At 66.8% G+C, this 21,916-nt stretch carries 24 protein-coding genes; 14 read left to right on the top strand and 10 right to left on the bottom strand.

Annotation, left to right across the window (positions count from 1 at the left end; genetic code table 11):
- The first annotated feature begins 10 nt into the window (after nt 1-10).
- Nucleotides 11-925: an SDR family oxidoreductase gene (locus EGM87_RS09330; RefSeq protein WP_052628239.1), complete on the top strand. Its 915-nt coding sequence runs from the start codon at nt 11-13 to the stop codon at nt 923-925.
- The gene (locus EGM87_RS09325) at nt 925-1,911 is read left to right on the top strand and encodes a DMT family transporter (protein WP_052628238.1); all 987 of its coding nucleotides are present in this window, start codon (nt 925-927) and stop codon (nt 1,909-1,911) included. The genes EGM87_RS09330 and EGM87_RS09325 overlap by 1 nt, the downstream gene beginning before the upstream one ends.
- On the opposite strand, the gene EGM87_RS09320 is transcribed toward EGM87_RS09325, so the two are convergent.
- Nucleotides 1,893-3,956, bottom strand: a complete 2,064-nt coding sequence (locus tag EGM87_RS09320) for a glycoside hydrolase family 65 protein (RefSeq protein WP_065846648.1) — start codon at nt 3,954-3,956, stop codon at nt 1,893-1,895. The two genes, EGM87_RS09325 and EGM87_RS09320, sit on opposite strands and share 19 nt — an antisense overlap.
- 14 nt (nt 3,957-3,970) lie before the next feature.
- Nucleotides 3,971-4,459, bottom strand: coding sequence for a hypothetical protein (locus tag EGM87_RS09315; RefSeq protein ID WP_044662679.1), 489 nt, complete (start codon nt 4,457-4,459; stop codon nt 3,971-3,973).
- 266 nt (nt 4,460-4,725) lie between these two features.
- On the opposite strand from EGM87_RS09315, the gene EGM87_RS09310 reads away from it, so the two are divergent.
- From EGM87_RS09310 to EGM87_RS09275, 8 genes are all read left to right on the top strand, one after another.
- Nucleotides 4,726-5,340: a hypothetical protein gene (locus EGM87_RS09310; RefSeq protein WP_044662678.1), complete on the top strand. Its 615-nt coding sequence runs from the start codon at nt 4,726-4,728 to the stop codon at nt 5,338-5,340.
- 135 nt (nt 5,341-5,475) lie between these two features.
- Nucleotides 5,476-5,625, top strand: a complete 150-nt coding sequence (locus EGM87_RS09305) for a lmo0937 family membrane protein (RefSeq protein WP_130029753.1) — start codon at nt 5,476-5,478, stop codon at nt 5,623-5,625.
- 125 nt (nt 5,626-5,750) lie between these two features.
- Complete coding sequence (locus EGM87_RS09300; protein ID WP_044662676.1) at nt 5,751-6,653, top strand: iron-containing redox enzyme family protein; 903 nt, start codon at nt 5,751-5,753, stop codon at nt 6,651-6,653.
- 6 nt (nt 6,654-6,659) lie between these two features.
- The gene (locus EGM87_RS09295; RefSeq protein WP_025550112.1) at nt 6,660-7,013 is read left to right on the top strand and encodes a response regulator; all 354 of its coding nucleotides are present in this window, start codon (nt 6,660-6,662) and stop codon (nt 7,011-7,013) included.
- A gap of 17 nt (nt 7,014-7,030) precedes the next feature.
- On the top strand, nt 7,031-7,570 hold the full coding sequence (locus tag EGM87_RS09290; protein WP_044662675.1) for a CinA family protein: 540 nt from the start codon (nt 7,031-7,033) through the stop codon (nt 7,568-7,570).
- Nucleotides 7,551-9,623, top strand: a complete 2,073-nt coding sequence (locus tag EGM87_RS09285) for an NAD(+) synthase (RefSeq protein ID WP_044662674.1) — start codon at nt 7,551-7,553, stop codon at nt 9,621-9,623. The genes EGM87_RS09290 and EGM87_RS09285 overlap by 20 nt, the downstream gene beginning before the upstream one ends.
- Before the next feature lie 73 nt (nt 9,624-9,696).
- A complete protein-coding gene (locus EGM87_RS09280) occupies nt 9,697-9,936 on the top strand; it encodes a DUF6894 family protein (RefSeq protein WP_025550110.1) in 240 nt (79 codons plus the stop codon).
- Nucleotides 9,937-10,017: 81 nt separating this feature from the next.
- Nucleotides 10,018-10,746, top strand: coding sequence for a Crp/Fnr family transcriptional regulator (locus EGM87_RS09275; protein ID WP_044662673.1), 729 nt, complete (start codon nt 10,018-10,020; stop codon nt 10,744-10,746).
- 2 nt (nt 10,747-10,748) lie between these two features.
- Here the strand turns inward: EGM87_RS09275 and EGM87_RS09270 are convergent, their stop codons facing one another.
- Nucleotides 10,749-11,984 (bottom strand): NRAMP family divalent metal transporter, encoded by a 1,236-nt coding sequence (locus EGM87_RS09270; protein WP_044662672.1) that lies wholly within the window; start codon nt 11,982-11,984, stop codon nt 10,749-10,751.
- A 271-nt stretch (nt 11,985-12,255) separates the two neighbouring features.
- Between EGM87_RS09270 and EGM87_RS09265 the strand changes: the two genes are divergently transcribed.
- Genes EGM87_RS09265 through EGM87_RS09250 form a run of 4 tightly spaced genes read left to right on the top strand, consistent with a single transcriptional unit; the run spans nt 12,256 to nt 15,981 of the window.
- Nucleotides 12,256-13,134: a glycosyltransferase family 9 protein gene (locus EGM87_RS09265; RefSeq protein ID WP_229742416.1), complete on the top strand. Its 879-nt coding sequence runs from the start codon at nt 12,256-12,258 to the stop codon at nt 13,132-13,134.
- 15 nt (nt 13,135-13,149) lie between these two features.
- Nucleotides 13,150-13,545, top strand: coding sequence for a DUF6165 family protein (locus EGM87_RS09260; RefSeq protein ID WP_025550107.1), 396 nt, complete (start codon nt 13,150-13,152; stop codon nt 13,543-13,545).
- The gene (locus EGM87_RS09255) at nt 13,523-14,611 is read left to right on the top strand and encodes a polysaccharide pyruvyl transferase family protein (RefSeq protein ID WP_044662670.1); all 1,089 of its coding nucleotides are present in this window, start codon (nt 13,523-13,525) and stop codon (nt 14,609-14,611) included. The genes EGM87_RS09260 and EGM87_RS09255 overlap by 23 nt, the downstream gene beginning before the upstream one ends.
- Complete coding sequence (locus EGM87_RS09250; protein WP_044662669.1) at nt 14,608-15,981, top strand: Coenzyme F420 hydrogenase/dehydrogenase, beta subunit C-terminal domain; 1,374 nt, start codon at nt 14,608-14,610, stop codon at nt 15,979-15,981. The genes EGM87_RS09255 and EGM87_RS09250 overlap by 4 nt, the downstream gene beginning before the upstream one ends.
- Before the next feature lie 38 nt (nt 15,982-16,019).
- Here EGM87_RS09250 and EGM87_RS09245 read toward each other — a convergent pair whose 3' ends face one another.
- From EGM87_RS09245 to EGM87_RS09215, 7 genes are read right to left on the bottom strand one after another with little or no spacing between them, the layout of a single operon-like run.
- Complete coding sequence (locus tag EGM87_RS09245; RefSeq protein ID WP_025550104.1) at nt 16,020-16,301, bottom strand: hypothetical protein; 282 nt, start codon at nt 16,299-16,301, stop codon at nt 16,020-16,022.
- Between the two features lie 15 nt (nt 16,302-16,316).
- On the bottom strand, nt 16,317-17,345 hold the full coding sequence (locus EGM87_RS09240; protein ID WP_044662668.1) for a Gfo/Idh/MocA family protein: 1,029 nt from the start codon (nt 17,343-17,345) through the stop codon (nt 16,317-16,319).
- Entirely contained in the window at nt 17,342-18,346 is a 1,005-nt protein-coding gene (locus EGM87_RS09235; protein ID WP_083199121.1) for an MDR/zinc-dependent alcohol dehydrogenase-like family protein, read from the bottom strand. Before EGM87_RS09235 ends, EGM87_RS09240 begins: the two co-directional genes overlap by 4 nt.
- Nucleotides 18,343-19,458: an inositol-3-phosphate synthase gene (locus tag EGM87_RS09230; protein WP_044662667.1), complete on the bottom strand. Its 1,116-nt coding sequence runs from the start codon at nt 19,456-19,458 to the stop codon at nt 18,343-18,345. Before EGM87_RS09230 ends, EGM87_RS09235 begins: the two co-directional genes overlap by 4 nt.
- A gap of 12 nt (nt 19,459-19,470) precedes the next feature.
- Nucleotides 19,471-20,394, bottom strand: coding sequence for a glycoside hydrolase 5 family protein (locus EGM87_RS09225; protein ID WP_044662666.1), 924 nt, complete (start codon nt 20,392-20,394; stop codon nt 19,471-19,473).
- The gene (locus EGM87_RS09220) at nt 20,391-21,215 is read right to left on the bottom strand and encodes a TIGR04290 family methyltransferase (protein ID WP_044662665.1); all 825 of its coding nucleotides are present in this window, start codon (nt 21,213-21,215) and stop codon (nt 20,391-20,393) included. The genes EGM87_RS09225 and EGM87_RS09220 overlap by 4 nt, the downstream gene beginning before the upstream one ends.
- Entirely contained in the window at nt 21,212-21,838 is a 627-nt protein-coding gene (locus EGM87_RS09215; protein WP_044662664.1) for a histidine phosphatase family protein, read from the bottom strand. The genes EGM87_RS09220 and EGM87_RS09215 overlap by 4 nt, the downstream gene beginning before the upstream one ends.
- Nucleotides 21,839-21,916 lie beyond the last annotated feature (78 nt).

The raw sequence follows: 21,916 nt of genomic DNA, 5'->3' as shown, positions 1-21,916 counted from the left end.
CCAAAGCGATATGGGTCGTCTTCCCGAGCCGGAGAGCGCCGTCATGCCCCACCCCGCCGATCCGCCCGCCGCGCCGCCGGTCACGTCCACGCCCCGCTTCACCGGGCGATCCGCCCTGATCACCGGGGCGGGGCGCGGCATCGGGCGGGCCTTCGCCGTGGCGCTGGCGCGGGAAGGGTGCAGGCTGGTGATCTGCGACATTTGCGAGGGCTTGCCCGAAGGCACGCCCTATCCCCGGACGTCCCGCGCCGACCTGACGGAGACCCAGCGCATCTGCGAAGCGCTGGGTGCGGAGGTGGTCTGGAAGGTCGGCGATGCAGGCGATCCGGCCTTGGCGCGCGAACTGGTGGCGCTGGCCGAGCGGCACTTCGGTGGGCTGGATTTCCTGATCGCCAATGCCGCCCTGACGATCGAGGGCGAGATCGTCGACCTTTCCCCCGAGATATTCGAGACGGTGGTCCGCAACAATCTGTTGGGGGTGTTCAACATCCTCTCGCCCGCGCTGCGCAGCATGCGCCACGCCGGGCGCGGGCGCGTGATCGTCGTCGCTTCGGGCGATGCGCGCCATGCCGAGCCCAACGCCGCCCCCTATGTGGCGTCCAAATGGGGGCTGATCGGCCTTGCCAAGGTCGCCGCGCTGGAGGTGGCGAAGGCCGGCATCACCGTGAACGCGATCCTGCCGGGGCCTGTCGACACGCCGATGATGTCCAGCGAGCAACGCTTCCGTCAGGTGGTCCCCGACAAGGAGAATCCGACGCGCGACGATTATCTGGAGGCGCGCAGGGATGCGACGCCGATGGGCTATGCCTGGGTCAAGCCGGAGGACATTGCGGCCGGCGCGCTTTTCCTGCTCAGCGACGAGGCGCGCTTCGTCAGCGGCGGAACATTGAGCATCGACGCGGCCGACAGCGCCAACTGGACCTGATGCGCAGCGGCGAGCCCATCGTAGGATGGCCCGGCCCTGACGGCGTGCCGCCGCAGGTGGAGGCGGCGGCGGAAAGGCCCGCTTCGCCCTGGCGGCCGATCGGGATGATCCTGTGCGCGGTGTTCCTGTTTTCCATTTCGGACGTCTTTGCCAAGGGGCTGGGCAAGACGCTTCCCGGATTTCAGGTCGCCTGGCTGCGCTATCTGCTTTTCTTCATGCTTGCCGCCATGCTGGCCGTGCGGGCGGGCAGCGTGCCGTGGCGCAGCCGCCAACCGGGGTTGCAATCGCTGCGCGCCTTGTGCCTGTTGCTTTCCGCCAGCCTCTTCCTGCTGGGCCTGGGGCGGTTGCCGGTCGCGGAGGCGACGGCCATATCCTTCGCAACGCCCGCCTTCGTGACGATGCTGTCCGTCCCCCTGCTGGGCGAGGTCGTGCGGCGAAGGCGCTGGACCGCCATGTTGCTGGGTCTGGCCGGCGTGCTGATCGTCGTCCGGCCGGGGGCGGGCGCCTTCGCGCCCTCCGCCCTCCTGCCATTGGGTTCCGCGCTATGCGGCGCGCTGGGCATCATCGTGACACGCCGGATCGGGGACCGTGATCCGCTGTCGATCACATTGTTCTGGTCGTCGGGTCTGGGACTGCTGGTCCTGACTTCGGGCAGCCCCTTGTGGTTCACGGCCATGGACCGGTGGGAGGTGGCGGCCGCGGCGCTGATGGGCCTGCTCTATGCCGCCGCGCAATTGCTGCTGATCCTGGCCTACCGGCGGTGCGAGGCGTCGTTCCTGGCGCCCTTCTCCTATGCGCAGGTGCTGTTCGCCACGCTGGTCGGCTATCTGGCCTTCGGCGCCCTGCCGGACGGGGTTTCGCTGCTGGGCATTGCCCTGGTGGCGGCGGGCGGAGCCTATACGCTGCAGCGGGAAGGATTTCTCGGCCGGTTGCGGCTGCGCGGCGGGCGCCTGCTGCGGCGGCCGGGCTATGCCGGCAGGATCTGAGCGCGATCCTTGCCCTGTTCCGCGATCAGCCGCATCGGCCTTCCCCGCACCCAGAGGCGATCGACGGCGATGGAGGACCAGCCCGATGGCAGCGTCACGGGGCGGTGGGGCCATGCCTCCGGACTGTCGCCGCTGATGCGGAGGCCGGGCAGTCCCAACAGCATCGTCATCAGCATGCCGCCGATATTGGCGAGGAAGGGGCCGGCGGGCACGGCCGAGTCCGGATGGTCGACGCGATATTCCAGGCATTGGTGGAACCGTCCCGCATCATAGGCGGCATAGCCCTCCTCGAACAGGTCGAGCGCCAGCTTCCGGTCGCCCGCCATGGCCGCCCAGGCGGGATAGAAGGCGGCCAGCATGGGCGATCCCACATAATCGCGCCAGCGGGACAGGAAGAAGTCCAGCGTCGCCTGCCGCTCCCTTTCGCCTGCGGGATAGTCCATCGGGAACAGGCCCGCCAGCGGACTGGGCGTGGCGCCCTTGTCCTCGTCGATCCGGAAGTCTTCATGCGCGGGAATGACCCCGTCGCTCCGGCGCGGCAGATAGAGCGCGTCCAGCATGTCCTGCCAGGCCGCCGGGATGTCGGCGCCGATGCCGGCGCCGATCCGGATCGCGCGCTTCAGCAGGTCGGCGGCCGTCATCAGGGTGAAGCTGTCATTGTCCGGCGGATCCGGCACTTCGGCGGGGCCAGTGGCGCAGGGCAGCTCTGCGCCGCGCTGGGTGCGTTCCAGCCTCCCGGTCAGCCAGTCGGCAACGCCGGCGATGATCGGCCAACCCCGGTCCCGCAGGTAGCGCAGATCGCCCGTGCAATCGGCGTCCAGGGAAAAGGCGCGGGCGACGTGGAGGGACAGATGGGCGGCCAAGGCTGCCGCCGGGCCGTCGTCCGGAGCGGCCTCCTCCCCGCTCAGGGGCGCGGCCTGCCACGGGAAGCGCATGCCCGGCTTCCCATCCAGCCGGGCATGGCGCCGGGCAGCCTCGACATGGCGCGCCCGGAAGTCGATCAGGCTGCGGGCGGCGCCAGGTTGCAGGAGCAGAAGGGGAGGCACGCAAAAGGCGTCGATGTCCCACATCACATGGCCGTAATAATAATGATAGCCCGGCCAATGGGCGAGGCCGAACATGGATGTCGCGGCGGGTGAAGAGCGGTGGGCCGAGGCGTTGAGATAGTAGAAGCCGGCGTCGATCAGTTGCTGATGCCGGGGTTCCGCGCCTTGCGCAACGATGCGGCCCTTCCAGATTTCCGCCCAGCTTTCCCGATTGAGGGCGCGCAGACGCGCCAGCCCGCGCCGCGCGCCCAGGCTGGCGCGTCTGACCGCCTCCTCCCTTGGCCGGTGATGCACGATGGAGGGGATGAGGGCGGCGATCTGATGCAGCTCCACCGGCTGGCCGGCCCTCAGGTCGACGCGATATTCGGCGACCAGAGGGCCGGAGCCGAATTTCGGCGCGATCATGCTGTCATCCGTCAGCGAGCAGCGGCTGTGGAAGGCAATGCCGCAATGGCTGAGATCGCCCTCGGGCACCCAGAGCAGCGACCCTTCGCCCCCGCCGGCGGAGGGGCCGCCGGTGCGCCTTTCGGTCATGCGCCCCTGCGCCGGGCGGGAATCGACCAGCGTGCGCAGCCGGATCGAGCAGGCCTGCCCGGCGGTGATGCGGCTTTCCTGCAGGACGAGCGAGCAGTCGCTACGGCTGGCGAAGGTCGTGACCTCCACGGTCAGCGCCACGTCCCCGATGCGGAAGAGAAACTGGCTGAACAGTTCCCCTGTGCCGAAGTCATAGCTCTGCAGAAGGTCTTCGGCGGCCCAGGGCTGGTCCGACAGCCATGCCTCCCCAATCGCGATGTCGGCGGCGAGCGGGTAGGGGATGGGCACCGCCGCTTCGATCCCCTTGTCCGGATCGGGACCGACGACGCCGTTCAGGATCGCGGAACCCGCCAGCAGGGGGATTTCCCGCACCCGAAGGCCGATCGTGCCGTTGCCGACATAGGCCGGCAGGTCGCTGCCGCGGGCGCCACGACAGGGCGGCGGATTGAGGGGGGCGGAGGTCATCATCCCCGCCCCGGTCATCGCACCTGTCGCGCGGGCACCGGCGGCGCATGGTGAAACGCCATGTCGTCCGGCTCTATGGTGGTGGGGGACCCTTGGTTGTCGGCAGGCGGATCGGGGGGTGTGCGCGGCTTGCCGGGAGACAGCGGCAACATCTTCCCGGTCTTTCGGTCCAGTGCGCGCGCCACGATGATGTCCGCCACCGTGGCGCCCATGACGAAGGCCATCGGCCCCCAGAGCGGGCGGCGCCGGCTGGCCAGGGCGAGCGCCGCAAGATCGAGGGCATCGCCCGCCACGCGGTTCCAGACCCGCGTGGAATGCGCCGGCGCCGCGAGGATGCCTGCGCCGGCGAGCAGCTCGCGCGCTCCGAACAGCCTTATCGTCGCACGGGCGGCGGCATGGTCCTGCCCCAGCCGCCTCGCAATGGCGCGTGGCCGTGCGACTTCCGCCAGTCCCAGACCGATGGAGAAAAGACCGAGGCCAAGGCTCCAGTTCTTCGGTGTCATGTGCAGACAGCCTCCTCGGCGGAAGAACGGCGGCTCGCGCGGGCAGGTTCCCCGATGCCGGGGCAAGCCATATAATGCAGGTTAGAGCGGCCGCCTTATATTCCGGTGCAATCCTGTTCCCATCCGGAAGAGAAATATATCGGCATCGAAGATCAGGCGTTGACCTTGGCGGAGGATGCGACAGTCGGCATCCGCATCATCCAAGTGGAACACAGTCGCCATATGATTCGTTCTCGTGGCCTCAAGAAACGAATACAGGAGAGTATATGCGTGAGATCAGCTTTTCCATGCGTGCTTTCGCTGCTGCATCGGCCCTGTTCCTGGCAAGCACGCCCGCGCTGGCGGGCGATGAAGAACGCGCGCTTGCGGCGATTGCGCAGGCCCAGGGGAAAATCGATGCGGCGGGCAAGTTGAAGGCCGGCGACTTCGATCCGGCGGTGTTGGCGAAGGCCCAGGCGTCCCTGCGTCTGGCGCAGGAGCATCTCAAGAGCGGCAAGGAACAGGCCGCCATCCGGACGGCGGTGGAAGCGCAGCAATTCGCGGACACTGCCATCGGTGAAAGCCGGCTGCGCGCCGATGCCGACGCCCAGGTGCATGCATCGACGGCCGTGGCCGCGCAGCAGGATGCCGCGGCGGCCAATGCGCGCGCCGAAGCCGCCGAGCGCGCAGCGGCTTCCGCGGCCGCAGACGCCCGCGCCGCCCGCGCCGCCGCAGCGGTGCCCGCGCCCGCGACCACTACGGTGACCACGGAAACCGTGAAGACCACCCCTACTGCGACGCGCAAGGCCGCTCCGGTCAAGCGCAAGGTGGTGCAGCGCACGACGAGCCCGGCCCGCGCTTCCGTGGTGGAGAAGACGACCACGACCGTCACCCAGCGCTGACGGCCGACGCCGGACCCCGGACATGGCGGCTTCCTGAGCGGAGCCGCCATGTTTCATGCACGGGAATGGATCGCGTCGGAACAATCGCAGGCGGCGCGACTTATCCAGCCTGACTTAGCGACAGCGAGGCCGATCATGTTGTGGACCATCCTTATCATCCTCCTCATCCTCTGGGCATTGGGCGCATTCATCGTGCCGGTGGGCGGGGGACTGATCCACCTGCTGCTGGTATTGGCGTTGGTCGTCCTCGTCTATCAGCTTGTGGCGGGCCGACGGGTTCCCTGATCGTTTCACCAGGATGATTGTCGGCACCCGTCCGGCAGTCATCATGGTCGTTTCCTGCAGAGTTGATCCGGATCAGTAAGATTTTCAGGAACGCTCGCCTGTCCCGGGATTTTTAGCCATGATGAATGAGAGGTTTTATCGTGGCGACACAATGGGAATATCACGGGTCACAATTTCTGCAGCAGCCGTTTCAGGAGGAACTTACCTACTGGAATCGTGAACGGCTTTCGCCAGCATTTCCTTCGGACATGACGGCGGAGAGATTCGACCGCGATCGGCGGATGCTTCGTCTGGAGCATGGCTTTATCGAGGAGCTACGCGCGGAGGTTCGCGAGGAAGCGGCGCAGGCGCCGACCGACCCGGACGGGTTCATCGCCTGGTTCGAAGGACTGAAGGAAAGCGGACCCGGCCAGAAGGACGCGCTTTTCCCCTGGCTGGCGCAGGAGGCGAGCCGGGACGAGATTCGATGGTTCCTTTCGCAGGAAGCGGCGGGGGAAGCGGGTTTCGACGATCTGGTCGCCCTGACTCAGGTGAAGCTGCCGCCGCGCGCCAAGCTGGAACTGGCGCGCAACTATTGGGACGAGATGGGCCGCGGCAATGCCAAGGGCATGCACGGCCCGATGCTGGGCCAGCTGGTCGACATACTCCACCTCGACATCGGGGTCGAGAGCACGGTCTGGCAGAGCCTGGCCCTCGCCAATGCGATGACGGCGATGGCGACGTCGCGCTGTTATGCCTGGCACAGCGTCGGCGCGCTGGGCGTGATCGAACTGACCGCGCCCGGCCGTTCCGCCCATACCGCCCAGGGCCTGCGCCGCATCGGGCTCAGCGGCAGCGAAAGGCGCTATTTCGATCTGCATGCCGTGCTGGACGTCAAGCATAGCCGCGACTGGAACGACGAAGCCATAGTGCCGCTCGTCGCCGAAGACCCACGGCGGGCGACGGCGATGGCGGAAGGCGCGCTGATCCGCCTTCAATGCGGGGAGCGTTGTTTCGAGCGCTATCGCGCGCATTTCGGATTGGGATGAGGCGCCATGGCGGCAAATCCCAAAATCCTGCTGGTGGAGGACGATCCGGCGATAGCGGGCATCATCGCGGACCTGCTGGAAGACGCGGATTATGAGGTGGACGGTCCATATGCCAGCCTGGCGGACGGCATGGCGGCGGTCGCGGCGGACTTCCCGGCGGGCGCGGTGCTCGACGTGCGGGTGAGGGATGGGGATGTCGGTCTGCTCGCCGACGATCTGGACCGATATGACATCCCTTATCTGTTCTGCACCGGCGCCTTTGCGCATCCTGCCGTCAACGCTCATCCCGGCGCTCCGCTCGTGCCCAAATGGGCCTTGTCCCGCCAGTTGATCGATGCCCTGCGCCGGATCGTGCATTAGAATGAGGATGGCCCGCCATGAGCGCATCGGATGGGAAGGGCGATACGGCGGAAACCCTGTCGCCCATCATTCCCGAAGATATTGAGAATGCCGCCGCCGCGTTGCTGAAGGACTGTTGTTCCGCCGAACTGACACTGGCGACGGCGGAAAGCTGCACGGGCGGGCTGCTGGCGTCGCTGCTGACCGATGTGGAGGGCGCGAGCCATGCCTTCGAACGCGGCTTCGTCGTCTATAGCGAGGATGCCAAATGCGAATTGCTGGGCATCCGCAGCGAGCGGATCGCAGCCTGCGGTGCGGTCAGCCGGGAGGTCGCCATGGCGATGGCCGATGGCGCGATCGAACGGTCCCATGCGGACATCGCGCTTGCCATAACGGGCTATGCCGGCGCGGCCCCGCCCGGGGAAGAAGCGGGCCTGGTCCATTTCGCCTGCGCCGCACGAGGCGGGCCGACCGAGCATCGGGAAGAGCATTTCGGGGACATAGGGCGAGGACCCGTGCGGATCAGGTCCATCCGGGTCGCGCTCGAGATGATGAGGCATGCCCTTGAGCGAGGTTGAAAGGTTCGCGTCGATCCATAGCCACGGCCTTGTCCGTGTCGCGGCGGCGACGCCCAAGGGCAGCGTTGGCGATGTCGGAGCCAATGCACAGGCGATCCGGACGCTTGCGCGGCAGGCGGCGGGCGGCGCGGCCGACCTCCTGCTGTTTCCCGAGCTATGCCTGTCATCCTATGCGATCGACGACCTGCACCTGCAGGAAGCGCTGCTCGACCGGGTGGAACGGGAGGCGGCGGCGCTGATCGAGGCGAGCGCCGGCTGGCCGGTGTTGCTGATCGGTGCGCCGCTTCGGCGCGGCGGGCGGCTCTACAATTGCGCGCTGGTCATTGCGGACGGGCGGCTGCTGGGCGTGGTGCCGAAAAGCTATTTGCCCAATTACCGCGAATATTATGAAAAGCGCTGGTTCGCGTCCGGGGCCGGTCTTTCCGGGCTGGAAGTCGACGTCGGCGGCCATGTCGCGCCGTTCGGCACGGACCTGCTGTTCGCGGCGGACAGCTGTCCCGACTTCATCTTCCATGTCGAGATCTGCGAGGATTTCTGGGCGCCGCTGCCGCCCTCCACCATGGGGGCGATGGCGGGCGCGCTGATCCTGTGCAATCTTTCGGCCTCCAACATCACCATCGGCAAGGCGCGCGACCGGCATCTGCTATCCGCCTCCCAGTCGGTGCGCTGTCAGGCGGCCTATGCCTATTCGGCGGCGGGCACGGGCGAGAGCACCACGGACATGGCCTGGGATGGGCAGGCCATGGTGCATGAGCTGGGCGAACTGCTGGCGGAATCGGAGCGGTTCGGGGATGCGGCGGAACTGCTCTACGCCGATGTCGATGTGCAGAGGCTGCGGCTGGAGCGGATGCGCAACGGCACCTTCAACGACAATGCGGCCGCGGCCGGGCATCCGGAAACCCGCTTCCGTACCGTGCGTTTTCCGTTTTTGCGCGGCGGCAAGGATGTCGGCCTGCACCGGTCGCCCCGGCGCTTTCCCTTCGTCCCCGCCGATCCGGGGCAGCTTGCGGCGGATTGCTACGAAGCTTTCAATATCCAGGTCGAGGGGCTGGTCACGCGCTTTCGCGCGACCGCGGGCCGGCATTTCGTCATCGGCGTGTCGGGCGGCCTCGATTCCACCCATGCCCTGATCGTCGCCGCTAAGGCCTGCGACCGGCTGGGCCTGCCGCGCTCGGCCATATTGGGCTACACCATGCCGGGCTTCGCCACGGGCGAGTTGACCAAGGGCCATGCCTGGGCGCTGATGAACGCATTGGGGGTGAAGGGGGAGGAGATCGACATCCGCCCCGCCGCCCGCCAGATGCTGGGCGACATGGGGCATCCCTTCGCGCGGGGGGAGCCGGTCTATGACGTGACCTTCGAAAATGTGCAGGCGGGTTTGCGCACGGACTATCTGTTCCGGCTGGCCAACAGGCATGGCGGCTTCGTCGTGGGGACGGGCGACCTCAGCGAACTGGCGCTGGGCTGGTGCACCTATGGCGTGGGCGACCAGATGAGCCATTATGCGGTCAACAGCGCCATTCCCAAGACATTGATCCAGTTCCTGATCCGCTGGTGCATCGCGACCGGCCAGTTCGATGCGGCGACTGCGCGGATATTGGACGCGATATTGCATACCGAAATCTCGCCCGAACTGGTGCCGGCGGGGGAGGACGGCGCCTTGCAGAGCACGGAGGATCGGGTCGGCCCCTATGCGCTCAACGATTTCTTCCTGCATCATATCGTGCGCCTGGGCCTGCCGCCGTCGAAAGTCGCCTTTCTGGCATGGCACGCCTGGCGCGACGCCGGAAGCGGCGCATGGCCGACGGATTATCCGGAGAGCGCCAAACGCGCCTATGATCTGCCGACGATCCGGCACTGGCTGGAAAATTTCCTCTACCGCTTCTTCACGATCAGCCAGTTCAAGCGGTCCGCGCTGCCCAATGGCCCGAAAATCTCCTCCGGCGGCGCGCTGTCGCCCAGAGGCGACTGGCGGGCGCCGTCGGACGGGACCGCGACGGTGTGGCTCGACGAATTGGCGCGTGGCCTGGATGGCGACGACAACGGGGGCTGACCTCCGCCGAAGTCGTCGTGGGATCACGCGGCCTGACGCCGGAACAATGTTTCGAACACGGATTTTATCACCCATGCCGATATTCCACATTCACCTGTTCAACGACGACAATGTGATCGACGAAGCCGGTCAGCAATTTGCTGACGTGGCGGAGGCGCGGGCCGAAGCGATCCGCAGCGGGCGCGAAATCATCGCGGAACATGTCATCCACGGCCGGCCTGTCAATCTCGATCATCATCTGGTCTTGCAGGACGATCAGGGCCGCAAGCTGGAAACGATCTATTTTCGCGATGTCGTGACGTTCGGTGGCTGACCTGCGGCGATCCTGCAGGCCGCCCCCCTCGCGCATCATCGCCCTGCGGCCATTGCGCCCTCTTGTGGGGAGCGTCGGCTGATGCCGCATCCTGCCCTGCAATATTTCCTGAACCGGCTTCTGATCCGTTCCCCGCTGACGGAGGAGGAACGGCAGGCGATCCTGTCCATGCGCTTCCATTTGGCGCAGGTGTCGCCCAATGTCGACATCGTCCCTCCCGGTCATCTGGTGACCTATTCCTGCCTGGTGGCGGAAGGCCTTGCGGGGCGGTTCGGGCAGTTGCCCAACGGCATGCGGCAGATCACGGCGATGTATATTCCCGGCGACATGTGCGACCTGCATTCCGCCATGCTGCCGCGCGTGGAATGGGCGGTTCAGGCCCTTTCCGCGCCGCTGACCTACCTGAAGATCCCGCATGAGGAACTGCTGCGGGTCTCGCGCGCCCATCCGCGCGTGGCGGAGGCCTTCTGGCGCGACTGCGTGGTCGACGCTTCCATCATCGCCCAATGGGTGGTCAGCCTTGGCAGGCGGGATGCGGCGGCGCGCACCGCGCATCTGCTGTGCGAAATGGCGTTGCGGCTGGAATGCGCGGGCCAGGGTTCGCGCACGGCCTTCGAATTCAAGGCGACGCAGGCGCATATTGCCGACGCGCTCGGCATCACGCCGGTGCACATGAACCGCGTCGTTCGCTGGCTGAGGCAGCAGGGTGTCCTGTCCTGGACCGGGCGGACCATCCGCGTGCTGGACTGGGACGGCCTCGTCCGCATCGCGAGCTTCGACGGCGGCTATCTGGAAATGCGTCGGGAATAGGCTCATAGCAGCCAGCTCGCCGCCAGCGACAGGGCGCAGAGGAAGGTGACGCCGGTCGTCGTCCAGCCCAGCAGGTTAGTCCAGCGGCCATTGGTGCGCGCGCCGACCACGGCCGGGCGGTTGGTGAGCAGCATCATGAGCAGCAGCAGCGGCGGCACGGAAAAGCCCTGGACGATGCCCGACCAGACCAGCGCCTTCATGGGGTTGAAGCCCAGGAAGTTCATCGCCGCCGCCAGCGCCGTCACCGCCGCGATGATGGCATAGAACAGCCTGTTGTCCTGCGGCGCGTCATGCAGGCTGCCCGCGCGGCCCAGCCCCTGCACCACGTCATAGGCCGCGCCCGTGGTCATCACCGGCACCGCCAGGAAGCCCACCCCGACCACGCCGGCCGCGAACAGGAATTTCGCGGCCTGACCGGCGATGGGTTCCAGCGCGGCGGCGGCGTCGGCGGCGGTCTCGATCTCCGTCCGTCCGGCGGCGTGCAGGGTGATCCCGGTCGCGAGCAGGATGAAATAGAGGATGAGGTTGGAAAAGATCATGCCGGTCAGCACGTCGCGGCTCGTCCGCTTCATCTCCGACGCGGTCGCGCCCTTGCGCTGCCAGAGCCGGCGGCGGCCCAGGGCGATCTGCTCCTCCACCTCCTGATTGGATTGCCAGGTATAGATATAGGCGGAAAGCGAGGTGCCTATGCAGGCGACGATCAGCGACAGCGATTGCGCATCGATCCTGAGCGCGGGGATGAAGGTGGCGCGCAGCACCGCGATGGGATCGGGGCGGGCCATGACCGCCGCCGCCACATAGGCGAAGAGGATGAGCGCCAGCCAGCGGAACACGCGCCGGATGAGCATGTAGGAACCGAAATATTGCAGGGCGAAGATGATCGCAGCCGCGCCCACCACGATCAGCGGCACCGGGATCGGCACCAGCAGGTTGAGCGCCGCGCCGATGCCGCCCAGGTCCGCCGCCGCCTCTATGATGTTGCCGGCGAAGGCGAGCGTCACCAGCGGCAGCAGCAGCCAGCGCGGGAACTGATCGCGGATGCAGGCGAACAGGCCCTTGCCATAGACCTGCCCGATCTTCGCGGACAGATAGACGACGACATACATCATCGGCAGCAGGACCGGCGCGATCCACAGGAAGGCAAGGCCGTAGCGCGCGCCCGCGCTGGCATAGGTGCCGATCGCGGAAGGATCGTCGTCTGCGGCGCCCGTCACGATGCCGGCGGCGAGCATCTTCATGACGCCCCGGCGCGGCCTGTCCACCGGCCTGCGGGTTTTCAGCGGTTCACGGGATTGGGTAGTCAATTTCCACCTCGAACGGGCAAAGCCGTGGTTCAACACGGCAGGCATGGCGGGAGGTGCATGGCCGTTAACCCATGATAGCGGGCCGGTTTCCCGTACACGCCGATGCCGGAATTTCGATCACATAGGTTAGCGGATCGTCCGGGTCGCGCCGGCGGTCCGGAACGCGCTCCACCGGGCGGGAATTGGGGCAGGCATGGCGGATCACATGGCAGATTGGGCGGCTGCGATGCGCGCGGGGGACCATGCCGCCGCCTGGGCGATTTCGGATCGGGAACTCCAGCGGCGCGATCCCGCCCGCCGGGACGATCCGACGCTGCCCTATCATCAGCGCTGGGTATGGGACGGGCGGCCTTATGAAGGCAGGCATTGTCTGGTGCGCTGCTATCATGGCCTGGGCGACAGCATCCAGTTCGCGCGCTTCCTGCCGATGCTGGCGGCGCGCACGGCCTCGCTGACGGTGGAGATGCAGCCGCGGCTGATCGACCTCATCGCCGGACCGGGCGGAGGCATCCGCTTCGTCCCCTTTATCGACGCCCATCCGCTGCCGCAGTCGGAATGCGATCTGGAGATCACGGAACTGGACTTCGCTCTTCGGCTGACGCCCGCCGATGCGGCGATGCCCTATCTCGCGGCGGAAAGCGGCGTGCTGCCGCATGGTTGCGTCGGGCTTTGCCATGGCGCGGGACCGTGGGACCCCGCGCGGTCCATTCCGCCGCACCTGCTGGCGCCGATCTGCGCCATGGCGCCCTGCATCAGCCTGATGCCGGAGGCGACGACGCTGCCCGTGCTCAATCCGGACGGCTGCCCCTTCGACATGAAGGCGACGGCGGCCCTGATCGCCGCGACGGATCTGGTCATCACCGTCGACACGATGATCGCCCATCTGGCCGGCGCCATGGGCAAGCCGACCTGGCTGTTGCTGAAGTCCGATCCCGACTGGCGCTGGCCGGTCGGCGCGCGCGGCACGCCCTGGTATCCGTCGATGCGGATCTATGCCCAGCCCAGCGCCGGCGACTGGGAAACGCCATTGGCCGAACTGGCGCGCGACCTTGCCGCCTGTCCGGCGCTCGCAGCGGAAAGGTAGCTGAACATGGGATATATGCCGACCCCTTCCGTGCCGGTGTCCTGGGGGGAGCTGCTGGACAAGATGACGATCCTGCAGATCAAGCAGGAGCGGATCGCCACGCCCGCCGCGCGGGACAATGTGGGCAGGGAATATCGGTTGCTGAGCGCCATTGGCGAACAGGCCCTGCGCGACGGAGCCGTGGGCGGTTTGGTCGAAAGCCTGAAGCGGGTGAACGAGGCGCTGTGGGAAATCGAGGACGCGATCCGGGGGGAAGAGGCGGCAGCGCGGTTCGGCGCGTCCTTCATCGACCTTGCCCGGTCGGTCTACCGGATGAACGACCGGCGCGCCGCGATCAAGCGGGAGATCAACCGCCTGCTGGATTCCGAACTGGTGGAGGAAAAAAGCTATGCCGCCTGCGCAGCGGACTGAGATGCGGCGGCTGGGCGTCCTGACATTCCACCGTTGCATCAACTACGGTTCCTATTGGCAGGCGCGCTGTCTGGTCGAAGGGTTGCGGCGCATGGGTGTCGAGGCCGAATTGCTGGACCATGAGTCGCCGCGCGTCACCCGGGCGGAGCTTCGCTGCGCGCTCAGTCCCACCCTGCCGCAGCGGACGCCGCGCAGCGATTTTCCGGCCTATGCCCGCAAGACCCGGAAATTTCGCGAGGCGTTCGAGCGGTTGCCGCTGTCGCGCCGCTTTCCCATCGACCGGCCGGAAGAGATGGGCGATTATGACGCCGTCATCGTCGGCAGCGACGAGGTGTGGAACCTGCGCCACCCCTGGTATGGCGGATGTTCGGCCTTTTACGGAAAGGGGGTTCGCGGGACGCTGATCTCCTATGCAGCCAGTTTCGGCAATCAGAACGCGTCGGAGGGACTGTCCGACCATTGGGCAAGCCAGATCGGCAACTTCGCCTCCATTTCCGTGCGCGACCAGAACAGCCGCCGGATGATCAGAACCGCGCTGGGTCATGACCCCGACATCGTGCTGGACCCTTGCCTGCAATTTCCCGGACCGGCGGCGCGCAGGGGCGCGTCCGGCGAAGGCTATGTGGCGCTTTACGGTCATAATTTCCCGGAGTGGTTCTGTCTTTCCGTCCGCAACTGGGCAAGGGCGCGCGGGCTCCCGATCCGCAGCATAGGCTATCGCAACGACTGGGCGGACGAGCAATGGCTGGAGGCCGGACCGCTGGAATTCGCCGAGCTGATGGCGGGCGCCGACGCCGTGGTCACCAATTTCTTCCATGGCTGCGTCTTCGCCCTGCTGAATGGGCGTCCTTTCGTCACGGCGCCCTCCGCCTACCGCATGAACAAGGTGCGCGACCTCCTCTGGGAGCTGGGCGCGGAAGGGCATATGATCCTGCCGGAGGATGATGATCGGGTCGTCGCCCGGAGCCTCGACGAACCGCCGGCATCGGCCGTGCAGCAGCGCATCGATCAATTGCGGGCGCAGTCGGGCGATTTCCTGCGGCGGGCGCTGGCGATGCCGTCATGAGCGCGGCGGCGGTCAGCCCCCGCGACATGGTTTCGTCGGGCCTCTGCATCGGCTGCGGCGGCTGCGTCGCGCAGGCCCGGTCCGAGCAGGCCCGGCTGGAGTGGAACAGGGACGGCCAGCGAAACCCGGCCGGCGATCCGGATTGGTACCGGCGGCGGAGCGAGGGCTTTTCGGCATGCTGTCCTTTTTCCCCGCACGCCATGAATGAGGATGAGATCGCCGGACAGCGCTTTCCGGCAGCGGCGGCGCGGGACGATTATATCGGCCGGTTCGACGCCGCCTATGTCGGCCACGCCGCCGAAGCCGGCTATCGCGAAAGGGGCAGTTCGGGCGGCATGGTAAGCTGGGTCGCGGGTGAACTGTTGCGCCGGGGGATGGTGGATGGCGTGGCGCATGTGACGCGGGCCGATCCCGCGACCGAGGGGCGTCTGTTCCGCTATCGCATAGCGCGCGATCTTCCTGCTTTGTGGGAGGGCGCGCAGTCGCGCTATTATCCCGTCGACATGGCCGAGGTGCTGCGCGAGATCCGGGAGGTGCCGGGCCGTTATGCCGTCGTCGGCATTCCCTGTTTCATCAAGGCGGTGCATCTCGCCCGCGCCGCCGATCCGCTGCTGCGGGAACGTATTGTCTTCACGCTGGGCCTGGTGTGCGGGCATATGAAAAGCCGCCATATGGCGTCCAGCTTCGCTCGGCAGATGGGTTTCGATCCCGCCGCTGTCCGGGAGATCGACTATCGCGTCAAGGACCCGGAGCGGCCGGCCAACTGGTACAGGGCGCGGCTGACCGATCGTGCCGGCGAACAGCGTATGCGGGATTGGTGGCATCTGGTGGATGGTGACTGGGGGTCGGGATTCTTCCAGAACAGCGCCTGCGACTTTTGCGACGATGTGGTGGCGGAGACCGCCGACATCGCCTTTGGCGATGCCTGGGTGGAACCCTATTCCTCGGACGGGCGCGGCACCAATGTCGTGGTGGTGCGGTCGCCCGCGCTGCACGCGATGCTGCGCGAACGCATCGATGCGGGAAGGCTGGCCTTGCAACCCGTCGATGCCGGTTTCGTGCGGGAAACGCAGGCGGCGGGCTTTCGCCAGCGGCGGGAAGGACTGGCCTATCGGCTTTGCTGGCGCAAGGCGGGCGTCCGGCCGCGCAAGCGCGTGCGGCCGGGCAGCGCGGGCCTGCCGTGGCGGCGCAGGATGATCTATCGGCTGCGCCACGCGATCAGCAGGGGCAGCGGCAGGGTGTTCCGGCTGGCGGAGGCTCTGGGCAGGCCCGGCCTGTTCCTGCTCTGGGCGCGGGCCATGCTGAAGCTCTACCATGGCCTCGCTTATTCGCGCGGCTGGCTGGGGAAGCTGTTCGACCGTTTTGCGTGACCCTTGGCCGCAATGGTCAGGGGGCGCCTGCTGCGGGCTTACCCCTTGTCGCGTTCCACGAATTTGCTGAACCGGCTTTCCTTCCCGTCCTTCGTCTTGTCCTGATAGAGGAAGGCGAGATTGTTCTCATCGAAGATGCGGAAGAATTCATCCCACTCGATTTCGTCCAGCGCCTCATCCTTTTCGCGAAAGTCGATGCGCAGCAGGCCGCCGCCCTTGCCATTGTCTTCGGTCGCCTTGACGACTGCAGGGCGGCCGCCGCGATCCTCCACCCATTTGCGGATGGTGTCATGGTCGGTGGTCGTGTCCGATGTGCTCATGATGAAGTCCTTTCCTTATCCTGTCGCCGCGGCGTAGATGCCGTCCATGATGTCGGCCACATGCGCCAGTTCTTCGCATCCCGGATCGAAGCGAGGGGAGCGCGCCAGCTTTTCGGCCCATTCCGCCGCCATTCGGCCGCCCCATGGATCGCCGGGCTCCGACAGCGTCTCCCGCGCCGTGCCGCGGAACAGCTCTGCCCGGAAGTCGTAGAAGGAGCCGCCGATGTTGCGGAATGCGGCTCCCGCCCTGTCGCCGTAGAAATCGGCGGCGATCACCGCATCCTGCCCGGCGTGGAGGTTCCAGGAGCAGGCGATCCGGACCATGCGCCCGTCCGCCAGATGCAGCGTCGCCATGCCCAGATCCTCGACCTGCCGGCCGCGATCCTCCAGCGGGCGTCCTTTCGCGAAGAGGGCGGCATCTATCCGCTCCACCTCGGGGAAGTCGAGCACCCAGAGCGCCAGGTCGATCAGATGCACGCCAAGGTCCATCATGCAGCCGCCGCCCGACAGTGCGGGATCGTGGAACCATGGCTTGTCCGGGCCATAGGCATTGTGGAAGATGAGGTCGACGGCATGGACATGGCCCAGTTGGCCGGCGCGGACATGCTCCCGCAGGGCGCGCATTCCTGCGGTGCCGCGATAGGACAGGTCGACGCCCAGCAGCCGGTCGGCCGCGCGGGCGGCGTCGATCACGGCCCGGACCTCCGCCCCGGTGCGGCCCAGCGGCTTCTGGCAGAAGACCGGGACGCCCCGCTCCAGCGCGCGGATCGACTGTTCTGCGTGGAGTGCGCTGGGAGTGGCGATGACCATGCCGTCGAGCGGCTGTTCCAGCAGCGCGTCGAGCGAGTCCAGCCGCACCGCGTCGGGAGCGAGCAGCGCGGCCTCCGCGCCGTTGCCGGGCAGGGCGTCGGCAATGGCGACCGCCTCGATCCCGCCGGTCGCCAGCATGGCCTCCATCCGGTTGCGGCCGATCCAGCCCACGCCCAGAAAGCCGATGTGCGGGCGGGTGAGGAGGGTCGGTGCAGGGGCGATAGCGGCATTCATGGGACGATGATCGCCTTTACGAAACCGTCCGGCTTGTCGCGCGTGGCGTCCAGCGCCTCGCCCAGCCGGTCGAGCGGATAGCGGTGGGTGATGAGCGGCGCGGGATCGATGCGGCCGGAAGCGACCGCCGCCACCGCTTCCCTCATTCCCTCTGCATAGGCCGCGGGATCGCGCTCATGGGCGTTGACGACGTCGATGCCGCGCCAGTTCCACAGCCACATGTTCACCTGGCGCGGCCCGTCCTGATGATAGCCCGCGACGATCAGCTTGCCGCGCTCGGCGGTGAGTTCGCCCGCCAGGTCGAGCGGCCATTGCTTGCCCACCGCCTCTATCGTCCGTTCGCAGAAGCGTCCTTGGGTGAGCGCGCCGACCCGGTCGATGATCGCCTGATGATCGTCCATTGCGATCGTCTCCGCCGCGCCATGATCGCGGGCGAGGGCGAGCGAGGAGGGGCGCCGCGAAATGGCGACGACGCGGGCTCCCGCCTCCGTCGCGAGCCGGGTGAGCAGCGCCCCCAGAAAGCCGATGCCGATGATCGCGATGGTCTGGCCGGGATGGATGTCGGCGCGGCGGAAGATGTTGAACGCGCACCCCAGGGGCTCGCCGGGGAAGGGCAGCCCGTCCAGTTCGGACGGCAGCCGCACGATGGCGCTTTCGTCCGCGAGGTCATGGTCGGCATAGCTGGCATAGGAAAGCGCCGCCACGCGGTCCCCCACCGTTACGGAGGTCACGTCCTTCCCGATGGCATCGACAATGCCCCAGCCCTCATGGCCGAGCGCGCCCGGCTCCAGCGGGAAGCTTTGCCATTCCGGTCCCGCCCAGGGGGTGAGGTTGGAGGCGCAGACGCCGCATCCCTCCAGCCTGATGCGGACCTGACCGGGGCCGGGCCGCGGCATCGGAACCCGGTCGATCCGCACCGCGCCGGGGCCGGTGACAACCGCCGCGCGCATGGTCGCCGCCTTTTCGGCCGGTTCGCGCTCCGCCATCAGCAATGCGCTCATTCCGCCGCCAGCGCGATCGCGCCCTCCCCACGGATAAAGGCCTCCAGCGCTTCATGCGCCCGGTCATCCGTCATCTGCATCGGCGGATGCTTGCAGAAATAGGCGGCCGCCGGATGGATGGGGCCGCCCAGACCGCGATCCAGCGCGATCTTGGCGCAACGGATCATGTCGATGGCGACGCCCGCCGAATTGGGGCTGTCCTCCACCGACAGGCGCAGTTCCAGGTTCATCGGCACGCCGCCGAAGAGTTGGCCTTCCATGCGCAGGAAACAGACCTTGTTGTCATTCTGCCAGGCGACATAATCGGACGGGCCGATATGGATATTCTCATCCTCCAGCCGGGTTTCCGCGACCGACTGCACGGCTTCGGTCTTCGAAATCTTCTTCGACTTCAGCCGCGAACGGTTCGACATATTGAGGAAATCGGTATTGCCGCCGGTGTTGAGCTGGTAGGTGCGGTCCAGCTTCACGCCCCGCTTGGCGAACAGGTCGGTGAGAACCCGATGGACGATGGTCGCGCCCAGTTGCGCCTTGATGTCGTCCCCGATGATCGGCACGCCTGCCCGCTCGAACCGGTCCGCCCATGCGGGGTCGCTGGCGATGAAGACCGGAATGTTGTTGACGAAGGCAACGCCCGCCTCCAGCGCGCATTGCGCGTAGAATTCCGTCGCCTGCTGCGATCCCACGGGCAGATAGTTGAGCAGCACGTCCACCTTCGCCTCGCGCAGCCGTTCGATCACCTGCGCGCGGTCGGGTTCCGCGGCGTCGGCAGGCAGGAAGGTGCGCTCGTCGGGATGGTCCGCCATATGATCGGCGCAGCCGTCGAGCAGGCGGCCCATCTCCACCTTCACCCCGCTTGGGCGGACGTCGCCGCAGAAGGTCTGGGTGCAATTGGGCCGGGCGAAGATCGCTTCGGCAATGTCGCGGCCGACCTTCCGCCGGTCGATGTCCCAGGCCGCCGCCAGTCGGATGTCGCAGGGGCGATAGCCGCCTAGTTCCCAATGCATCAGGCCGCTATGGTCGTTGCTCTCGGCGCGATAGTGGGACAGGCCCTGCACCAGCGAACTGGCGCAATTGCCGACGCCGACGATGCCGATGTTGATAGGTTGCATGATGCGTCTCCGTCAGGCGGTGCGGGCGACCGGCAGGGCGGCCGATGCCGGCGCGTAGCGGTCGATCATCCAGGCGCAGAAATCCGCGAAGGCCTGCGGATCGTGGACCGCGCTGCTGTGATGGGGGGCGATGCCCAGATGTTCGGGCGTGAAGCAGAAGGTGACGGTGACGTCGAAATCGCTGAGCGCCTCCATCTGCCGGTCGAACCAGTCGACCGCATTGGGGCGGAAGCTGTCGGCCCAGCTCAGGCCGGTGCGCAACTGCCTGACGCCCAGCCGCTTCATCCAGTCGACGGCATCGTTCAGGCGCGGGTCCTCGAAATGAAACCATTGCATCAGCCCCATCTCGCCAGCGACCCTGGCATAGTCGTCCAGTGCGGGCTTGGGCGTGCCGTCGGCGCGGATCAGCCCCATGTAGAAATGGCGGTAATAGCTCGATCCTTCCGCTTCCCGATGGCGCGTGGTCGCGCCCCATTCCTGCGGCAGGTCGTAGAGGCTGTACCAATAGATGCGCGGCACCCGCCCGATCAGCAGTTCGGCGGTGCGGTTGAGGCCGAAGACCTGCACTTCCTCCGCGCCGAAGGAGCCGACGCCGACTTCCGTCACCCAGACCGGCTTGTCGGGCACCACCGCCTCGATCTCCGCGATCCGGGCGGGCCAGTCATTGAGCGGCCAGAGGTTCCAGTCGAGCGGGAAGCCGTGCACCGCCACGACATCCACCGCGTCCAGCGCGCCATGGTCGCGCATCCGGTTCACCCAATGCGGATCGATGGGCGACATGCCGCCCAGCACGCGGGTCACGGCGGGATTGGCGTCGGCGATGGCGGCGCCCGCGCGGATAACCATGTCGGCATAGAGCGACCAGTCGGGGTCGACCTCCGGGTCCCAATGCGACTTGTTATTGGGTTCGTTCCAGATCATCGCGGCTTCGATCATGCGTCGGTTCCCTCCTCTGGCCCTTGGGCTGGATAGACGGCCGGCCTGCCCATCAGCTCCCCGAAGGGGATCGGGGCGGCGCGGCAGAGATAGACTTCCTCCTCCGGCTCGGCCTCTATGGTGAAGCCGGCGGCGCGCAGCAGCGCCTGTGCGCCGGCCTTGTTCGGGGCCCACCAGTTGGTCCAGTCATGCGCGAATTTCCGTTCGATGAAGTGCAGGCGGGGATAGGCCGGATTGTCGAAGAAGCCGGGCGGGCGGCTGGTGCCGGGGACGTGGAAGGGATGATCCTCCGGCACCAGCAGCACGTCGGACGAACCCTGCTGCATCGTCTGGAACAGCATCATGTCGCCCGCCACATGCTCGCGGATCAGGTCGAGCGCGAGCAGGGGGTGCCGCAGATGGTAGAGCACGCCCATGAAGATCACGAGGTCGAAGCGGCGACCGAGCTTTCCGACGTCATAGACGGACAGGTTGCGGAACTCGATGCCGTCATGGCCCAGCGCTTCGGCGGCGAAACGGGCCTGGGCCAGATACCGGTCGTCGGAATCGATGCCCAGGACTTCGGCTGCGCCCCGGCGTTTCATCTCGAGCGAATAGAAACCGGCGTTGCAGCCGATGTCGAGTACGGATTTTCCGGAAAGGTCTTCGGGAACGGCATCCGCAAAGCGCGCGAATTTGAAAGCCGGATAATCGCCCAGGAAATGATCCGGCGCGGTTTCCACGCCGCCGATGCGAAGATTGTGGAACCATGGGCCCAATTCTTCGATCTGGCGGCGCAATGCGTCGGTCTTGCGGTCTGCGGCGAGATTCACTGTCTTCATGCGGGTACCTCGTTCAATCGGGTCACGCTACCGCCGCCTGGTCCCAGCAGGATCGTGCTGATCGAACCGGGATCGACTTCGAACCTCAGCAGATTGTCGAGGCTGAGGCCGAGATAATGCGCGATCGTCCCGCGGATGATGTCGCAATGGGTGACGCAGAGGATGGTCGCGCCCGCCTTTTCCCGCGCGACTGTTTCCAGATGCCGGACGGTTCGGGCGACTGCGCCGCCCATCGTCTCTCCGCCCGGCGTCGCGCTGGTGGAGCGGTTGCGGTTCCAATCGCGCCAGCGCGGATCTTCCTCCAGTTCCGGAAAGGACTGTCCGTTCCAGGAACCGAAATCGACCTCGTCCAGATCGGGGACGATGGCGACCTCCAGCTCCAGGGACCGGGCAATGATGGAGGCGGTTTCCACCGTGCGCCGGCGCGGGCTGGCGTGGACGGCGTCTATGTCGTGCAGGCCGCGCCATGCCGCGACCCCGGCTGCCTGCATGCGGCCCCGCGCAGTGAGGGGCGACGCGCCCGCCCGCCCGCTCAGCAGGCGGCCATATTCGCCATGCATCCCATGACGGATCAGGTGAAAGCAGGTGCGGGGCGGTTCGCGAGAGGAGGACAGCATCAACATAGATGCTGCTTAACAGGATTAAGAGAAGGAAAGTTCCATAGACGTAATTCTCAAACAGGTAAATGGAAATATCATGAA

The organism is Sphingobium sp. RSMS (assembly GCF_005406185.4).
GTDB classification, from domain to species: Bacteria; Pseudomonadota; Alphaproteobacteria; order Sphingomonadales; family Sphingomonadaceae; genus Sphingobium; species Sphingobium fuliginis.
Note: the sequence above shows the minus strand (reverse complement) of the source record. Positions and strands in the feature narration are given on the sequence as shown.

Excerpts from the sequence above, each read along its gene's own strand:
- EGM87_RS09330 (WP_052628239.1), top strand. The coding sequence starts at position 11 with ATGGGTCGTCTTCCCGAGCCGGAGAGCGCCGTCATGCCCCACCCCGCC.
- EGM87_RS09325 (WP_052628238.1), top strand. The coding sequence starts at position 925 with ATGCGCAGCGGCGAGCCCATCGTAGGATGGCCCGGCCCTGACGGCGTG.
- EGM87_RS09320 (WP_065846648.1), bottom strand. The coding sequence starts at position 3,956 with ATGACCTCCGCCCCCCTCAATCCGCCGCCCTGTCGTGGCGCCCGCGGC.
- EGM87_RS09315 (WP_044662679.1), bottom strand. The coding sequence starts at position 4,459 with ATGACACCGAAGAACTGGAGCCTTGGCCTCGGTCTTTTCTCCATCGGT.
- EGM87_RS09310 (WP_044662678.1), top strand. The coding sequence starts at position 4,726 with ATGCGTGAGATCAGCTTTTCCATGCGTGCTTTCGCTGCTGCATCGGCC.
- EGM87_RS09305 (WP_130029753.1), top strand. The coding sequence starts at position 5,476 with ATGTTGTGGACCATCCTTATCATCCTCCTCATCCTCTGGGCATTGGGC.
- EGM87_RS09300 (WP_044662676.1), top strand. The coding sequence starts at position 5,751 with ATGAGAGGTTTTATCGTGGCGACACAATGGGAATATCACGGGTCACAA.
- EGM87_RS09295 (WP_025550112.1), top strand. The coding sequence starts at position 6,660 with ATGGCGGCAAATCCCAAAATCCTGCTGGTGGAGGACGATCCGGCGATA.
- EGM87_RS09290 (WP_044662675.1), top strand. The coding sequence starts at position 7,031 with ATGAGCGCATCGGATGGGAAGGGCGATACGGCGGAAACCCTGTCGCCC.
- EGM87_RS09285 (WP_044662674.1), top strand. The coding sequence starts at position 7,551 with ATGCCCTTGAGCGAGGTTGAAAGGTTCGCGTCGATCCATAGCCACGGC.
- EGM87_RS09280 (WP_025550110.1), top strand. The coding sequence starts at position 9,697 with ATGCCGATATTCCACATTCACCTGTTCAACGACGACAATGTGATCGAC.
- EGM87_RS09275 (WP_044662673.1), top strand. The coding sequence starts at position 10,018 with ATGCCGCATCCTGCCCTGCAATATTTCCTGAACCGGCTTCTGATCCGT.
- EGM87_RS09270 (WP_044662672.1), bottom strand. The coding sequence starts at position 11,984 with ATGAAGATGCTCGCCGCCGGCATCGTGACGGGCGCCGCAGACGACGAT.
- EGM87_RS09265 (WP_229742416.1), top strand. The coding sequence starts at position 12,256 with ATGGCAGATTGGGCGGCTGCGATGCGCGCGGGGGACCATGCCGCCGCC.
- EGM87_RS09260 (WP_025550107.1), top strand. The coding sequence starts at position 13,150 with ATGCCGACCCCTTCCGTGCCGGTGTCCTGGGGGGAGCTGCTGGACAAG.
- EGM87_RS09255 (WP_044662670.1), top strand. The coding sequence starts at position 13,523 with ATGCCGCCTGCGCAGCGGACTGAGATGCGGCGGCTGGGCGTCCTGACA.
- EGM87_RS09250 (WP_044662669.1), top strand. The coding sequence starts at position 14,608 with ATGAGCGCGGCGGCGGTCAGCCCCCGCGACATGGTTTCGTCGGGCCTC.
- EGM87_RS09245 (WP_025550104.1), bottom strand. The coding sequence starts at position 16,301 with ATGAGCACATCGGACACGACCACCGACCATGACACCATCCGCAAATGG.
- EGM87_RS09240 (WP_044662668.1), bottom strand. The coding sequence starts at position 17,345 with ATGAATGCCGCTATCGCCCCTGCACCGACCCTCCTCACCCGCCCGCAC.
- EGM87_RS09235 (WP_083199121.1), bottom strand. The coding sequence starts at position 18,346 with ATGAGCGCATTGCTGATGGCGGAGCGCGAACCGGCCGAAAAGGCGGCG.
- EGM87_RS09230 (WP_044662667.1), bottom strand. The coding sequence starts at position 19,458 with ATGCAACCTATCAACATCGGCATCGTCGGCGTCGGCAATTGCGCCAGT.
- EGM87_RS09225 (WP_044662666.1), bottom strand. The coding sequence starts at position 20,394 with ATGATCGAAGCCGCGATGATCTGGAACGAACCCAATAACAAGTCGCAT.
- EGM87_RS09220 (WP_044662665.1), bottom strand. The coding sequence starts at position 21,215 with ATGAAGACAGTGAATCTCGCCGCAGACCGCAAGACCGACGCATTGCGC.
- EGM87_RS09215 (WP_044662664.1), bottom strand. The coding sequence starts at position 21,838 with ATGTTGATGCTGTCCTCCTCTCGCGAACCGCCCCGCACCTGCTTTCAC.